The organism is Flavobacterium sp. (assembly GCF_028689845.1).
Taxonomy (GTDB): domain Bacteria; phylum Bacteroidota; class Bacteroidia; order Flavobacteriales; family Flavobacteriaceae; genus Flavobacterium.
Map to the genome: position 1 here is coordinate 19,402 of NZ_JAQVCH010000004.1, position 16,502 is coordinate 35,903.

Below are 16,502 nucleotides of genomic sequence, written 5' to 3' on the forward strand. Positions count from 1 at the left end.
ATAAAACGAATGCCTTTATCATTACTAATTGTTTACTCGTGTAACTTTATCAATACCGTCAATTTTTTTAATATTTTCAATTAATCGTTTTAAAATTGTATTATTTTGCACCACAACAGTTACTTGTCCGTTAAAAATTCCCGCATCGCCACTAAGTGAAATACTTTGAATATTCACGTTCATCTGGTTGGAAATCACCCGTGTAAGTTCGTTGGTTAGACCCATCGTGTCCATTCCCGTAATTTTTAAAATCGCTTTAAAGTCTTGTTGGCTTGAATCAATCCATTTGGCTTGAATAATCCGATAGGCATAATTTGATTGTAAACTGATGGCATTCGGACAGTCTTTTCGGTGCACTTTTATTCCGTCATTTATAGTTAAAAAACCAAAAACATCGTCACCCGGTATTGGATTACAGCAACTGGATAATTTATAATCTAATTTATCAAGTTCCGATCCAAACACAAGCATGTCATAATTCTTACTTAATTCATGTTTTAAAATTTGCTCTGGTGCAACCGAAGGAGAACGTTTCATTTTTTTGAAAAAGTTCATCAACGTGTTGCTTTTTTGAGCGGCATAATCTTTTAATTGTTGATTATCTATGGTGCCAATTCCCATTCTATAAAACAAATCTAAACTTGTTTTTAACTTAAAATAACTCACCAACTCATTGATAGTTGTTTCGTTTAACGTAATTTTTAAATGACGCAATTTTCGAGTAAGCAATTCTTTTCCGTCTTCTGCAATTCGTTTTGTATCTTCATTGAGCACATTTTTAATCTTATTTTTTGCTCTAGAAGTAGTAACATAATCAAGCCAATGTGCCGTTGGTTTTTGGTTGGGTGAGGTGATAATTTCTATTTGATCACCACTATTTAATACATGGTTTAAAGGAACAAGTTTTCCATTAACACGTGTTCCTCTGGTGCGTATACCAATTTCAGAGTGAATACTAAAGGCAAAATCTAAAGAAGTAGCTCCTTTGGGAAGTGATTTAATTTCTCCTTTTGGCGTAAACACATAAATTTCTTTGGAATAGAGATTGAGTTTAAAATCTTCTACAAAATCAACCGCATTGGCAGTCGAATTTTCTAGAGCTTCTTTTAATAAATTTAGCCAAGTATCTAAGGTGTTTTCCTCTGTAACGCCTTGTTTATATTTGTAATGTGCTGCGTATCCTTTTTCTGCAATTTCGTCCATGCGTTCGGAGCGGACTTGAATTTCTACCCAACGCCCTTTCGGACCCATTACTGTAATATGTAAGGCTTCATAACCGGTAGACTTTGGTGAAGAAATCCAATCGCGTAGGCGACTCGGGCTCGGACGATAATGGTCTGTAACGATTGAATAAATTTTCCAAGCAATGAATTTTTCGTCGTGTTGATTCGATTTGTAAACAATACGTAAAGCAAATTTATCATATACTTCATCAAAAGTTACCCCTTGTGTCAACATTTTTCGACGGATGGAATAAATCGATTTTGGTCGGCCTTTAATGGTATATTCTATGCCTTCCACATCTAATGACTTTTTAATTACATCAGAAATCGCATTGATATACGCTTCTTGCTCTTCTTTACTTTCTTTAAGTTTTCCGATAATATCTGCGTAAACGGCGGGTTCTGTATATTTTAATCCTAAATCTTCAAGTTTAGATTTGATGTTGTATAAACCAAGACGGTGGGCGAGTGGTGCATAAATATAAAGAGTTTCTGAAGCAATTTTGGCTTGCTTATAATCCACCATCGATTCCATGGTTTGCATATTGTGCAAGCGATCAGCCAATTTGATTAGGATTACCCGAACATCATCGTTTAACGTTAAAAGCATTCTGCGAAAATTTTCGGCTTGCATCGAAATTTCCTGGTCTGTTTTTACTTTCGCAATTTTGGTCAACCCATCTACTAGTTGAGCAATTTTCGGATTGAACATTTTTTCGATATCGGCCACGGTAATATCGGTGTCTTCTACCACATCGTGCATCAAAGCAGCAGCAATAGCAGTGGCACCCAGCCCAATTTCTGCAGCTACAATTTTAGCTACTGCTATGGGATGAAAGATATACGCTTCGCCAGATTTACGACGTTGGTCTTTATGGGCATCAACTGCAACATCAAAGGCTTTACGGATGATTTTCTTATCATCGGGAGTTAAGGTTTGATAACTAATGCGTAATAACTCTTTGTATTCCTTGGCAATAAGCTTGTTTTCTTGTTCAATTTCTATTTCCGTCATAGTAGTTGGTTCATTTACTAAAAGTAGCATAAAGTTTTGAATTATACAAGGCGTTTAGGAGTATAAAAGTACATTTTTTTGAATTTTATTTTCATAAAAAAGTTTAAAGGGGATTTGATTTTAAGTAGTTGTACACATTGAATTAATTTTTTAGAATATGTAAAATACTAAAAAATTGAAATTTTCAATTAAAAATAAGGATGTAAATAGGAGGCAAGTCTTATCACATTTGCACGATTTAAAAAAAAATGGCTTTATTTGTATATGGAAATAAAAAAAATAGTCAGTTGGATAGTCTTGTTTTTTGGAACAATGGGATTTGCTCAAACGAGTGAAACGGATAAAGCCTTAGAAGAAGGAAAAAAATTATACCGTTTAGAAAAAGCCTCTTGGTATAGTGTGGACGATTTTTTAGAGCGTTTCAAATCGAAACAAGATAGTTTGGCGGGTTACTTATCTTATTTTAATGATCAAGGTAATGTTATTACAATCTTTTACGGACGTGATACTTCTCAAATTCTCGTTCGTTATGAGTATGAGAATGTTCCAACCCGAAAACCAATTTTAATTGATACTCGAAATCGAACCCCTGAAGCTGTTGAGGAAGTCTTAATTACCCTTCGGCAAGATGCCAAAAAACGCGTAGCTGCAAATCCGAATGGATTTTATAAATCGTATGAACATACGACGTTGAGTTATATTCCGATTTATCATGAAAATGATAAAAAAGTGTATGTGATGACCGCTTCTACAAAAAAAGGAATAATCACGATGGGAAATGACTATTTGTTACATTATAACAACAATAATAAATTTGTTAAAGAAGAGAAATTTCATCATTCCCTGATACAATTACCAGCTCAATCTAAAGATAAGAAGTCAAAATTAGAATCAACAACCCATACCAACGTGATGAGTGATTATATAGATGCAACTGATATTTGTACGCTTCTTTTATATAAAGATTTTGTTGAATGGAAAAAGCATATCGTGTTGAGCGATAAAGAAGTTTCTGTTTTTGTATTAGATACCGAATTGATTTATACCATGTCTAGAAAAGAATGGGATAAACAAAATAAGGGTAAGTAACAGTTCTTTTTATAGGGTTTGACTATTACGAATGATAGATTTTAGCGTATAAATCTTTATATATTTCGCGTATAATTTTACGGCGTAGCTTCATAGTTGGTGTAAGATGTCCCGCTTCAATTGACCAAACATCAGGAGTAAGTTCAAATCGTTTTACTTTTTCCCAATTACCAAATCGTTCATTGGCATGGTCAACTTCTTCTTGAAAACGCTCAAGAACTTTTGGGTTTTTGATTAATTCTTTATTGCTACCTTCTAATTTTAAGCCATGTCGTAATCCCCAATCACGGATAAAATCAAAACTAGGTTGAATAAAAGCAGCTGGCATTTTTTCGCCATCACCAATAACCATCGCTTGTTCAATAAATAAGGATTGTTTCATACGGTTTTCAATAATTTGAGGAGCAATATATTTTCCGCCAGATGTTTTAAACATTTCTTTTTTACGGTCTGTAATTCGTAAAAAACCATCCGAATCAAATTCTCCAATATCCCCAGTATGAAAATAACCGTCTTTAATTGCTTCATTGGTTAGCGTTTCATCTTTGTAATAACCCATCATTACATTAGGGCCTTTACAAAGAATTTCACCGTCTTCAGCGATTTTAACCTCTACATTTTGTATTACTTTTCCAACTGTTCCAACACGAAATAAACCCTTACGCATGTCGTTGACCGAAATAACAGGCGAAGTTTCTGTCAAGCCATATCCTTCCATGACTGGAATATTGGCTGCCGCAAAAACACGAGCTAACCGATGTTGTAAAGCTGCACTTCCAGAGACCATGACGCTTAATTCGCCTCCTAAGCCCTCTCGCCATTTGCTAAATATTAATTTTCTTGCAATAGCCAATTGTTTTTCATAAAACCAACCATTTTGCCCATACGGTTTGTATCGTAAGCCGAGGTTAATTGCCCAAAAAAACAACATTTTTTTCAGACCAGATAATTCCGCTCCTTTGGCATAAATTTTATCGTATACTTTTTCTAAAAGCCGCGGAACAACCGTCATGACCGTGGGATGAACTTCCTTTAAATTATCCGTTAATTTTTCAATACTTTCAGCAAAATAGATGGAAACAGAATAATATTGATAAATGTAGATTATCATTCTTTCAAAAATATGGCAGATAGGCAGAAAGCTTAACGCCCTGCTTGTACCTTCATCAAAAGGAATTCGGGGAGCACTATTTAGTACATTTGAAACAATATTGTTATGCGACAACATAACTCCTTTAGGTTTTCCTGTTGTTCCAGAAGTATAAATAATAGTTGCTAATTCTTCTGGTTTTACATTGTCTTTTCTGTGTTCTACGTCTGGTTGATTGGATTCATCCGCCCCAAGTTCAAGGAGCTCTTTCCAATTTCTGCAGCCCGAAATTTCATCAAAGCTAAATACTTCTTTTAAGGAAGGAATATTTTGTTTGATGGCGTTTAATTTATCCAAAACTACTTGGTCAGAAACAAAACAGTATTTTGATTCCGAATGGTTTAATACATATTCATATTCTTCTGGAGAAATGGTTGGATATATCGGTACCGTTTGAGCACCAACTTGCAGTGAACCAATATCCATTATATTCCACTCTGTTCTATTTGTTGTAGAAATGATGGCTATTTTATCCATTTTTTGAACTCCCAAACGAAGTAAGGCACGCGAAATGGCATTCGATTTGTTGATATATTCTTGGGTAGAAGTTTTAATCCATTCCCCATTATATTTTGTTACTAAACAATCTGGAATATTGTTTTTTTCCAGTTGGTAATATGGAAAGTCGAAAAGTCGCGAAATTTGCACCATTTGTTAATGAATTTTGTGCAAATTAGATAAAAATCAATCATTTTCAAATGATTTTAATAAAAAAAGGAGCTGAATAGTGTCAACTCCTTGATTTTATGAAACTAAAATGTTAAAAAATTTTATTTTTTAACATTTTCTACCCAAACTCTAGCATTTACAAAAGCCTCTAGCCAAGGTGAAACTTCATCATTTCTGTCTTTTGGATAATAAGCCCAATTCCATGGAAATGTGGAGCGTTCAATATGCGGCATCATGACTAAATGGCGTCCCGTTTTATCGCACAACATGGCGGTATTGAAATCGGAACCATTTGGATTGGCAGGATAATTATCATAGCCGTATTTGGCCACGATGTTATAATTTTCTTCTGAAAGCGGTAATTTAAATTTTCCTTCGCCATGTGAAACCCATACGCCTAAAGTGCTTCCAGCTAATGTTTTAAGCATGACCGAGTTGTTTTCTTGCACTTTTACCGAAGTAAAGATACTTTCATGTTTTTGACTGGTATTGTGTTGCATTTTTCCATGAATTTCATGTTCTGGATTAATCACTTCTAATTCCATAAACAATTGACAGCCATTGCAAATTCCAACAGAAAGTGTGTCTTCTCGTTTAAAAAAGTTATCCAAAGCAGTTTTTGCTTTTTCATTATACAAGAATGCACCCGCCCAGCCTTTGGCAGAACCTAATACATCCGAATTGGAAAAACCGCCAACCGCTCCAATAAATTGAATTTCTTCTAAGTTTTCACGACCGCTAATTAAATCGGTCATATGAACATCTTTTACATCAAATCCGGCTAAATACATGGCATTGGCCATTTCGCGTTCTGAATTACTTCCCTTTTCACGAATAATGGCTGCTTTCGGGCGAACTTGTGCTGTTTCCACTACTGGTTTTTTACCAGAAAACTGAGTTGGAAATTGATAGGATAAGATTTGGTTTTTATAATTTTCAAACCGAGCGTTTGCCTGTCCGTTTTTAGTTTGTTTTTGATCTAATAAATACGAAGTTTTAAACCAAATGTCTCGGTATTCCGGAATAGAAAGCGTCCAGTTTCCAACTTCTAATTTCTCATCAGTAATTACTTTTCCTATGTTGAAAAATTCGATATTTTCCTGAGTTAAGAACGATTCAAAAACAGCATCATCATTGGCTTGCAAAACGACTCCAATGTTTTCTGCAAAAAGTATTTTGAGTATATCTTTTTCTGTAAAAGCACTAAAGTCCAATTGAGCCCCCAATTGTGTATTCGCAAAACAGAGTTCTAATAAAGTGGTAATTAAACCACCACTTCCAATGTCATGACCTGCGGCAATTTCATCGTTTTTTATCAACTCTTGAATGGCATTAAATGCATTTTTAAAGAAAGCTGCGTTTTGAACGGTTGGCGTTTCCTTACCAATGGCATTTCTAATTTGACCAAAGGAAGAACCGCCTAACTTAAATTTGTCTTGCGATAAGTTGATATAATAAATAGAACCACTATTTTTTTGAAAAACAGGCTCAACTACTTTTGTTATTTCGTTGCAATTTCCTGAGGCAGAAATAATTACTGTTCCAGGAGCAATCACTTCTGCATCGGCATATTTTTGCTTCATGGATAAAGAATCTTTTCCAGTTGGAATATTAATTCCCAATTCAATCGCAAAATCAGAACAGGCTTCAACAGCTTCATATAGCCGGGCATCTTCGCCTTCATTTTTACAAGCCCACATCCAATTGGCAGAAAGGGAAACACTTTTTAAGCCATCTTTTAAAGGTGCAAAAACAAGGTTAGAAAGAGCTTCTCCAATAGCATTTCTGCTTCCAGCTTTAGGGTCAATTAAAGCAGCAATAGGAGCGTGGCCAATGGAGGTTGCAATTCCTTCTTTTCCATTGTAATCTAAGGCCATAACGCCTACGTTGTTTAAAGGTAGTTGCAACGGACCAGCACATTGTTGTTTGGCTACTTTTCCGCCCACACAACGGTCGACTTTATTGGTTAACCAATCTTTACAAGCCACGGCTTCTAATTGTAAAACTTGTGCTAAATAGGTTGTAAAATCCGATTCAGAATAGCTAATTTCCGTATAATTTCTAGTAACGGTTACATCGTGCATTCTTACTTTGGGAGAACTTCCAAACATATCGGCTAAATCAAAATCCATTGTTTTTTCTCCAGTTGATTTAGATTCAAAAGTAAACCGATGATTTCCTGTTACATTACCCACATCATATATTGGTGAACGCTCTCTTATTGCAATTCGCTCTAGCGTTTCATAATCTTTTTGTCCGATAACCAATCCCATTCGCTCTTGACTTTCATTGCCAATAATTTCTTTGGCAGAAAGCGTTGGGTCGCCCACAGGAAGTTTATCTAAATCAATTAATCCGCCAGTTGCTTCGACTAATTCAGATAAACAATTTAAGTGTCCACCAGCCCCATGATCATGAATAGAGACAATCGGATTTTCATCACTTTCTACCATTCCACGAATCGCATTGGCGGCTCTTTTTTGCATTTCAGGATTTGAACGTTGGATGGCATTTAATTCGATGCCAGAACCTAAAGCTCCAGTATCTGCTGACGAAACAGCCGCTCCGCCCATTCCAATACGGTAATTTTCACCACCTAAAATCACTATTTTATCCCCAACTTTAGGTTCTTTTTTTATTGCTTGATCCGCTTTTCCGTAGCCAATTCCACCCGCTAACATGATGACTTTGTCAAAACCTAATTTCCGAGCTTCTTCTTCGTGCTCAAAAGTGAGTACAGAACCTGTAATTAAGGGTTGGCCAAATTTATTTCCAAAATCAGAAGCTCCATTGGAGGCTTTGATTAAAATATCCATCGGGGTTTGATATAGCCATTTACGTTCTTGCATGGCATTTTCCCATGGACGATTTTCGTCTATTCGAGAATAAGAAGTCATGTAAACCGCAGTTCCAGCTAAAGGCAAAGAACCTTGTCCACCTGCTAAACGGTCTCTTATTTCGCCACCAGAACCCGTTGCAGCACCATTAAATGGTTCTACTGTTGTTGGAAAATTATGGGTTTCTGCTTTTAATGAAATAACTGATTCAAATGGCTTGGTTTGGTAAAAATCGGGTTTATCGGCACTTTTAGGGGCAAACTGTTCAACTATTGGCCCTTTGATAAACGCCACATTATCTTTGTAAGCGGAAACAATCTCGTTTGGGTTTTCGGCCGAAGTTTTTTTAATTAATTTGAATAGGGATGAGGGTTTCTCTTCGCCATCGATTATAAATGTTCCGTTGAAAATTTTGTGACGGCAATGTTCTGAATTTACTTGGGAAAATCCAAAAACCTCAGAATCTGTTAAATTTCTTTTTAACTTAATGGCTAAAGTATTCAAGTAATTGACTTCTTCTTCACTTAACGACAAGCCTTCTTTTTGGTTATAAGCCGCAATGTCATCAATTTCTAAAATGGCTTCTGGTTGGATTTTTATATAGAAGATTTCCTGATTTAAAGTCGAATATTTTTGAAAAAGCATCGGATCAAAATCAGAAAAAACTTCAGTTGTGTGTTGAAATTCTTCTATTCGAATAATTCCGAAAATCCCCATATTTTGAGTAATTTCAACTGCATTGGTACTCCAAGGCGTAACCATAGCGGCACGTGGGCCAACAAAAAAATCCGCTAAGACGGATTTTTCTATTTTTTCTGTTTGTCCAAAAAGCCAATTTAATTTAGCAATGTCTTGAGTTGAAAGATCATTTTGCGATTGAACGGCAAAAACTGTGTTATTTTCGTTTCCGAAGAAATGAATCATGATATGTTGAATTAGTTGTGTGGCACAAAGATAATCCGAAAAATTTAATCGGCAAAGTTGAATTTTACTCTTTTTGTAAACAAAAAGAATAAGGTATTGTTAACAGTTTTTAAACTATAACTTTCGAATTTATAAGCAAAAAAGTTGTTTTGTTAATCTTCTTCAAAAGTCACAAAATTATAGGCTCCAATATCAGAAGGATTTTCTCGCGTTCTGTCCGTTATATCCTTTGTGCCAGTAGAATAAATGTAATTTGCTTGTCCGCGAGCAGCAGAATCATCACCAATAATTAATTGATTAGAATTTACATCAAAAAAAGAAGGGCGAAAAACGGCAGAATTCACAGCGATTAAACAATTTTCATAATGAGTCACATCTGTAGCAAATTGATACAACGGATTGTTTGAAAAAACATTATTCACGTTATTAAATCGAATGAGACAATGGTCAAACTTATAATTGAAATTAGGATCATCTTTTTTGTCAATAATAAATTGGATTTGGTTAGAACCATATATAAGACAATTGGTAAATGTTGCTTCTACCATTGGCTGAATTTCAGGAATAGCTCCTTCAATATAATTATTCAACAGAACAGAAAGCTGTTTAGAACTCGACCAATTGTTATTAAAAGTGGAATGATTAAAATTATATTTTCCACCGTAGGTACAAGCTAAAGCCGCCTGTCCCGCACTATTAATAACCACATTTTTACCAGTGATATAACCGGTTTGGGCTAAAATTCCAAAGTTGGAATGGTTGTAAAACTCTACATTTGTTAAGGTTACATCCGCTTCTGAATTGGTTAGCGAAGTATTTCCTGTAACATATAATCCAAACGTTCCGTTTTTGATGAGACAATTCGTGAATAAATTATTTTTACTCCCTTGCGTAAGCCAAATCGTTCCCCATTGACCAGGAACATTTTCATACAATGGCTCTAGTCGATCGCCTTCAAAAACCACACGATTTTCATAGAAATCATCTGGATTAGCAGAAGGTAATCCATTCACTTGCATCGAAGCATTATTTCCGACAATGATTCCTGATTCAGCATGAAAATGAATTCGAGCTCCGGCTTCAACGGTTAATGTTTTGTTAGATGGAACAGCGGCGTAACCATAAATTACATAGGGTTTCGAATTATTCCAAACATATTCATTGCCATTTATAGGATCATTTTCATCTAAATAGAAACCAAAAATTTCGTCCTCCCTAATGGGAAGGGTTTCTGTGGTGCCATTATCAAAACGCTGAGGATAAAGAAAATATGCATCTTGAATTAAAGTCACTAATTCTACTTTTTGAAAACTTGTTGCCGAACCAAATTCAATTTGATCGGTATATAAAAAATCACTCGGATTTGCTTCGGCGATATCCACCGTAGTTTCAATAAAAATATACATACTGTCTTTGGCCAACATTTCCACATTTTCAAAAATGCGGTTGTTAGTTCCAGTCATTCCATCCACGGTCATGCGGTATTTCGATTCTAATCCTTTGGCGAATTTAATTTGTGAAATACGAATGTCCTTATTCGATTTGTTATACACTTTTAACGTATAGGTGCTTGAGCTAATTCCTGTAAAAATGGTGTCAAAATAAATGGTGTCTTTTGAGAATTCGAGACCGCCATTACTCGGTTCAAAAGTGAAATCTTCTCGACAAGAAGCTAACGAAAGTATGGACAGGATGAAAAGTATAACAAGTGAATTGCGCATGGACTTCTTTTTTGGTAAAATTAGCGATTTATTTGAATTAGCAAAACAAAACTACAAACGGGAATAAATTCATTTTAGTTTATCGGAATTGTCATATTTTATTTTTCTTTAGTAAATTTACCAAAAAAGTAAAAATGGCAATTGACAAAGAAGCAATCTTACAAAACTGTAAAAAATGGAGCAAGAATACTTTAATGGAAACTTTAGAAATTGAATATATTGATGTGGGTGAAGATTTTTTAACAGCTAAAATGCCAGTCAATTCTCGCGTTCACCAACCGATGGGATTATTGCATGGCGGAGCAAGTGTTGCTTTAGCAGAAAGCGTAGGCAGTGCTGCCTCAATGCTGTTTGTTGATGCAGAGCAACATGAAATTAGAGGCATTGAAATTTCGGCAAATCACTTAAAGAGTAAAAAAGAAGGTGAAGTTTTTTGTACCGCTCGAATCATTCATAAAGGGCGGAGCATCCATTTGTGGGAAATTAAAATTACCGATGAAGAGGGAAAATTGATTTCACTTTGTAAATTAACCAATATGATTTTACCTCGAAAAAATTAACCGCATGACTATTTTTGAAAAAGTTAGCTTTCAAATAGAAAGCGAATTACCATTTGTATTGTATTCCGAACCGAATCAACAAAAAATTTGTGCTTTGCTTCAAAAGGATACTGTTTTACATACTTTTAAGGGGCAAGATGGTTTTGTAATGGCTTCCTTTGAATTAGACAAAGTAATCGTTATTCCAAAAGTTAATTCTGATTACATAGAAGAGGAAAAAAGCAATTATGTAGAAGCAAAATCTACTAAAATCGACTATCAATCCTCAGCAGAAGCACGGTCTAATTTTGAAAAGCTAGTAGCAAAAGCTGTTAAAGCGATTCAAGAAGGAGTTTTTGAAAAAGTGGTGGTATCACGAACACTTGAGATTCAAAAACGGGTTGAAGTTTTTTCAACGTTTATTCGAATGATGCAACAGTATCCAACGGCTTTTTGTTCGTTGTTTTATCATCCTAAAAGTGGTTGTTGGATGGGAGCAACGCCTGAACAATTAGTAAAAGTAAAAGAAAGTCAGCTAGAAACAGTTGCCTTAGCGGGCACACAAGCTAAAGCAACTTTTGAAAACTGGTCTTCCAAAGAAATACACGAACAACAAGTGGTGACTGATTATGTGGTGAATTTAGTGCAATCGGAAGTGAAAAACATTAAAATTTCTGATACCAAAACAGTAGAAGCAGGGCAATTAGTACATTTGAATACTACAATTTCAGGAGAAATTCAATCGCAAATAGCATTAGAAAAAATTGTCCACGACTTACATCCAACTCCAGCGGTCTGTGGTTTTCCTAGGAATTTAGCTTTTGATTTTATTGTCAAAAACGAAAATTATTCGCGTGAATTTTATAGTGGTTATTTAGGCCTTTGGGAAGGAACGAAATCAAATGCGAATCTTTTTGTAAATTTGCGGTGCATGCAAGTCCAAAAAAACAAAGTTATTCTTTATGTGGGATGTGGTATAACTGCCAAAAGTAATCCGAGTTTAGAATTTTTGGAAACAGAGCACAAATCGATGACTATGCGAAACATATTATAAAAAACAAAAAAGTGGAATCAATAAAACTAGATATTTTAGCTTTTGGAGCACATCCAGACGATGTAGAATTAGGTTGTGCTGGCACCTTGCTTAAAGAAATTGCTTTGGGTAAGAAAGTTGGCCTAATTGATTTAACACAGGGTGAATTAGGAACGCGAGGCTCTGTAGAAATTCGCTATCAAGAAGCAGCCAAAGCAGCTAAGATTTTAGGCGTCGCTGTGCGTGAAAATTTAAAAATGCGTGATGGTTTTTTTGTCAATGATGAAGCACATCAGCTGCAAGTTATTCAAATGATTCGTAAATATAAACCTGAAATTGTGTTGTGTAATGCAATTAACGATCGTCATATTGATCATTCCAAAGGAAGTCAATTGGTTTCGGACGCCTGTTTTTTATCGGGTTTACAAAAAATAGAAACGTTTTTAGCAGGTGAATTGCAAGCAGTTTGGCGACCAAAAGTAGTCTATCATTATATTCAATGGGCTACTATTGAACCAGATTTTGTGGTAGACATTTCTGGTTTTATGGAAAAGAAAAAAGAAGCAATTTTGGCTTATGATTCGCAGTTTTACAATCCTACTACGCAAGAACCGCAAACGCCAATTGCCACTAAAAACTTTTTAGAGAGTATTCATTACCGTTCACAAGACCTCGGACGTTTGATTGGAACTGATTTTGCAGAAGGTTTTACCACAGAAAGATATGTGGCTGTCAGTAGCTTAACAAAATTGATGTAATTTTTTATAAAAACCTTTGTAAAATTCAAGGTTTGCATTATATTTGCACTCGCAAACAAAGCTTTGACGGATTTATTTCAAAAAGTGTTGCGAAGTAAAACAAATGGTGGTTGTAGCTCAGTTGGTTAGAGCATCGGTTTGTGGTACCGAGGGTCGCGGGTTCGAGCCCCGTCTCCCACCCAATTTTCAAAGCCTCAAGGAAAACTTGAGGCTTTTTTTTGTTTTATATTTTTAAATTTAATTTATGGTCTTTTCATTTTGAATTGTTAAAATTATTTTTTAATTTAGTAGTCAATAATTTTAAAAATAACATTAATCACACATTATGGGATCATTTGTAATTAGTAAAAGAAAAAACGGAGAATTTCAATTTGTACTTAAAGCGGGAAACGGTCAAGTTATTCTGGCTAGTGAAGGCTATACCACTAAAGCAGCTTGCGAAAACGGTATCGAATCAGTTCGTAAAAATTCACAAGTAGATGCTCGTTTTGACCGTTTGGAAGCAAAAAATGGTAAACCTTATTTTAATTTAAAAGCCACTAACGGTCAAATCATTGGAAACAGTGAAATGTATGAGTCGGTTGCCGCTCGGGAAAATGGTGTTGCTTCTGTGGCAAAAAATGCTCCAGATGCGGATGTGAAAGAAGATTTAGAATAAATTATTTCTATTTCAATATCAAAAAAGCTCTGAGAATTCAGAGCTTTTTTTTATGATGTAAATGCATCTTTTAGCTATTTAATTTCTTCATAAGTCACCAATTAATAACAAATATTTTTTTATTTATGGTACTTTTAGATGTGCTTTTTTACGGCTTTAGCTTTTTAAAATTAATTAAAATCAAAAAACTATTTCCCATCCTTATCCACTTTCGGGCGTTCTGGATTATTTGCTAATTCCCACGCCACTACAAATGCTAATTGAGCTCGCTTGGTCAATTGGGGATAGTCAATTTTATCTGGGGTATCGGTGGCTTTATGATAATCATCGTGAACGCCATTAAAATAGAAAATAGCTGGAATTCCTCTTTTTGCAAAATTATAGTGATCAGAACGATAATAAAATCGGTTTGGGTCTTTTAAATCGTTGTAAGTATAATCCAATTCCATGCCGATGTATTTTTTATTCGCATCCTCAGACCAATTATGTAAATCGGAGCTCAAGCGGTCGGAACCAATTACATAAATATAATTGTCGTTGTTTTCTTTGCCATAACCACGTCTGCCAATCATATCGATATTGATGTTTGCAATTGTATTTTCTAATGGAAAAAGTGGATTTTCGGTATAAAAACGAGAACCGTGTAAACCGTGTTCTTCGCCAGTTACATGTAAAAACAAAATAGAACGTTTTGGTCCATTTCCTTCCTTTTTCGCTTTTTGAAAAGCAGCGGCGATTTCTAATAACGCAACTGTTCCTGAACCATCATCATCGGCACCATTATAAACTTCCCCGTTTTTCATTCCCACATGGTCATAATGTGCAGAAATTACGAGTATTTCTTCTGGTTTTTCAGAACCTTCAATAAACGCCCAAATATTTTCAGAATCGCCTAATTTTGGGCTAAATTGTTTTTTGAAAAATTCGGATGGAATCGGTTGGTAATACGTTGTTGCTCCTTTTGGGTAATTCACACCTATCGATTTATAAAAATCAATCAAGTAAACCCCCGCTTTTTTTTGTCCTGGAGTGCCTGTGTCGCGGCCTTCCATTTCATCTGAAGCGACAATATATAAGTGTTTACTTAAATTTTCCGCTTTAATATGGGTTAAATAATCTGCAGGATTAAAATCTTTGGTAGCAGTTTTATTTGATGAGCATCCAACACTAAAAAAAGCGATAATAAAAAGACTAGCTATGATTTTATTCATGTTTACTTAATTTGAAAATCAAAAATTAGGAATTGTTTTTTATAATATTTCTTGAATGAAATTTAAAAAATGAGCAAAAGATCGCTTATCGGCCAATTCATTATAGGCCGCTCCTTTTGAATTATCATTGCCCGCATTTTTATTCGTAAACGAATGTACTGAATTGGCGTAATAAATCATTTGCCAATCTGCTTTAGAAGTTCGCATTTCTTCTTGAAATTGTGCGATTTCCTTTTCAGAAACATAAGGGTCATCGGCTCCATGAAGCACTAAAACTTTAGCTTTTATTTGTGCATCATCTCGCTTTTCGTCTTTGCCTAATCCACCATGAAAAGAAACAACGCCAACTACATCCAAATTACTTCGAGCGGCTTCTAAAGCACCGGTTCCGCCAAAACAATAACCAATCACGACGATTTTGTTTTTATTCGCCCCAGTAGTAATGAGTTGATTTAAAGCTAATTGAATCCGACGTTGATAGTCAACAACATTGTTTTTATAATAACCCGCTTGTTGACCTGCTTCTTGTGTATTGGTGGGGTAATTTCCTTCTCCATAAATATCTGCAATAAAAGTAAAGTAGCCTAATTCACTTAATTTTGAAGCTACTTCTTTTTCGTGTTCGCTAATTCCCATCCAAGAAGGTAAAATCAGAATTCCCGGATGAGTTGAAATTGCTTTAGTGGGTTTGGATACCAATCCGATTAAAGATTGATTTTCATCTTGGTAAATAACTGATTTTAATTGAGCGTTTAACATCAAAGGGAGGAATAATAGAAGGAAAATTATTTTTTTCATCGTTTTCATAATCAAAAATAGAAATTAATTTTAGTAGAACTATTATTTTAATAGATTTTTAATAGTTTAACGTGATATAATGAGATTTGCAATTAAAAACGAAACAAAACCTTTATTTTTTCTATTTTATTCCTATATTTTTCTCAAATTTACCAGTTATATAAGCTTGTTAATTATGATTGATTTATTGAAGCAGACTTACGGTTTTATTTTTGAAGAAAAATTAATTGAAGAAATTGCCGAGGTTTCCGTTTTACGGGATTTTAACGAAGGTGATGTGCTTATTGATTTTGGCGATTACATCAAAAAAATGCCACTATTGATAAATGGAGCAATTAAAATTTTACGAGAAGATTTTGATGAAGGCGAATTACTTTTATATTTTATTGAAAAAGGCGATACGTGTGCGATGACACTAGCGTGTTGTATTGGTGAAACCAAAAGCGAAATTAGAGCTGTTGCAGAAACTAAAGGGGTTGTTATTATGATTCCGATTTATAAAATGGAAGAATGGTTGGGCAAATATAAAAGTTGGAGAAATTATGTGTTCAACAGTTATAACAACCGTTTAAAAGAAATGCTTTCTGCTATTGATAGTTTAGCTTTTATGAACATGAATGAACGCCTGATGAGCTATCTGTTTGACAAATCTAAGATTAATCAATCTAAAATGATACTCAATACGCACCAAGAAATTGCGTATGATTTAAACACGTCTCGCGTCGTGATTTCCCGATTACTAAAAGCCTTGGAACGCGAAAATAAGATTGTCTTGCATCGTGCTTTTATTGAGTTGAAGTAATTGAATCTCAAGATTTGATAAAAACCAAATTATAAATGTAACCAAAGTTACGTTCAATTAAAAAGGTTCATGTAA

General features: G+C 34.8%; 12 protein-coding genes and 1 tRNA gene. 7 read left to right on the top strand and 6 right to left on the bottom strand.

Going from position 1 to position 16,502, the window contains the following annotated elements:
* Window positions 1-24: 24 nt before the first annotated feature.
* Entirely contained in the window at window positions 25-2,238 is a 2,214-nt protein-coding gene (locus tag PHR76_RS02665; protein ID WP_300058477.1) for a RelA/SpoT family protein, read from the bottom strand.
* Between the two features lie 264 nt (window positions 2,239-2,502).
* Between PHR76_RS02665 and PHR76_RS02670 the strand changes: the two genes are divergently transcribed.
* A complete protein-coding gene (locus tag PHR76_RS02670; protein WP_300058250.1) occupies window positions 2,503-3,327 on the top strand; it encodes a hypothetical protein in 825 nt (274 codons plus the stop codon).
* A 25-nt stretch (window positions 3,328-3,352) separates the two neighbouring features.
* Here the strand turns inward: PHR76_RS02670 and PHR76_RS02675 are convergent, their stop codons facing one another.
* The 3 genes from PHR76_RS02675 to PHR76_RS02685 all read right to left on the bottom strand — a co-directional run bounded on the left by PHR76_RS02675 (window position 3,353) and on the right by PHR76_RS02685 (window position 10,628).
* Entirely contained in the window at window positions 3,353-5,128 is a 1,776-nt protein-coding gene (locus PHR76_RS02675; RefSeq protein WP_300058253.1) for a long-chain fatty acid--CoA ligase, read from the bottom strand.
* 119 nt (window positions 5,129-5,247) lie between these two features.
* Window positions 5,248-8,907 (bottom strand): phosphoribosylformylglycinamidine synthase, encoded by a 3,660-nt coding sequence (gene purL / locus PHR76_RS02680; protein WP_300058255.1) that lies wholly within the window; start codon window positions 8,905-8,907, stop codon window positions 5,248-5,250.
* A gap of 152 nt (window positions 8,908-9,059) precedes the next feature.
* A complete protein-coding gene (locus PHR76_RS02685) occupies window positions 9,060-10,628 on the bottom strand; it encodes a hypothetical protein (protein ID WP_300058257.1) in 1,569 nt (522 codons plus the stop codon).
* A 134-nt stretch (window positions 10,629-10,762) separates the two neighbouring features.
* On the opposite strand from PHR76_RS02685, the gene PHR76_RS02690 reads away from it, so the two are divergent.
* The 5 genes from PHR76_RS02690 (at window position 10,763) to PHR76_RS02710 (ending at window position 13,616) form a co-directional block, all read left to right on the top strand.
* Window positions 10,763-11,188 carry a PaaI family thioesterase gene (locus tag PHR76_RS02690; RefSeq protein WP_300058260.1) on the top strand — a complete coding sequence of 142 codons (426 nt, stop codon included), beginning with the start codon at window positions 10,763-10,765 and terminating at the stop codon, window positions 11,186-11,188.
* 4 nt (window positions 11,189-11,192) lie between these two features.
* The gene (locus tag PHR76_RS02695) at window positions 11,193-12,221 is read left to right on the top strand and encodes an isochorismate synthase (RefSeq protein ID WP_300058263.1); all 1,029 of its coding nucleotides are present in this window, start codon (window positions 11,193-11,195) and stop codon (window positions 12,219-12,221) included.
* A gap of 20 nt (window positions 12,222-12,241) precedes the next feature.
* Window positions 12,242-12,958: a bacillithiol biosynthesis deacetylase BshB1 gene (gene bshB1 / locus PHR76_RS02700; RefSeq protein WP_300058480.1), complete on the top strand. Its 717-nt coding sequence runs from the start codon at window positions 12,242-12,244 to the stop codon at window positions 12,956-12,958.
* 105 nt (window positions 12,959-13,063) lie between these two features.
* Window positions 13,064-13,139 (top strand) — tRNA-His (locus PHR76_RS02705).
* Window positions 13,140-13,283: 144 nt separating this feature from the next.
* A complete protein-coding gene (locus tag PHR76_RS02710) occupies window positions 13,284-13,616 on the top strand; it encodes a YegP family protein (protein WP_300058265.1) in 333 nt (110 codons plus the stop codon).
* A 188-nt stretch (window positions 13,617-13,804) separates the two neighbouring features.
* On the opposite strand, the gene PHR76_RS02715 is transcribed toward PHR76_RS02710, so the two are convergent.
* Both PHR76_RS02715 and PHR76_RS02720 read right to left on the bottom strand, forming a co-directional pair.
* Window positions 13,805-14,827 (bottom strand): M28 family metallopeptidase, encoded by a 1,023-nt coding sequence (locus tag PHR76_RS02715; RefSeq protein WP_300058268.1) that lies wholly within the window; start codon window positions 14,825-14,827, stop codon window positions 13,805-13,807.
* Window positions 14,828-14,866: 39 nt separating this feature from the next.
* Window positions 14,867-15,625 (bottom strand): dienelactone hydrolase family protein, encoded by a 759-nt coding sequence (locus PHR76_RS02720; protein ID WP_300058270.1) that lies wholly within the window; start codon window positions 15,623-15,625, stop codon window positions 14,867-14,869.
* A gap of 175 nt (window positions 15,626-15,800) precedes the next feature.
* On the opposite strand from PHR76_RS02720, the gene PHR76_RS02725 reads away from it, so the two are divergent.
* A complete protein-coding gene (locus PHR76_RS02725) occupies window positions 15,801-16,427 on the top strand; it encodes a Crp/Fnr family transcriptional regulator (RefSeq protein WP_300058272.1) in 627 nt (208 codons plus the stop codon).
* Window positions 16,428-16,502 lie beyond the last annotated feature (75 nt).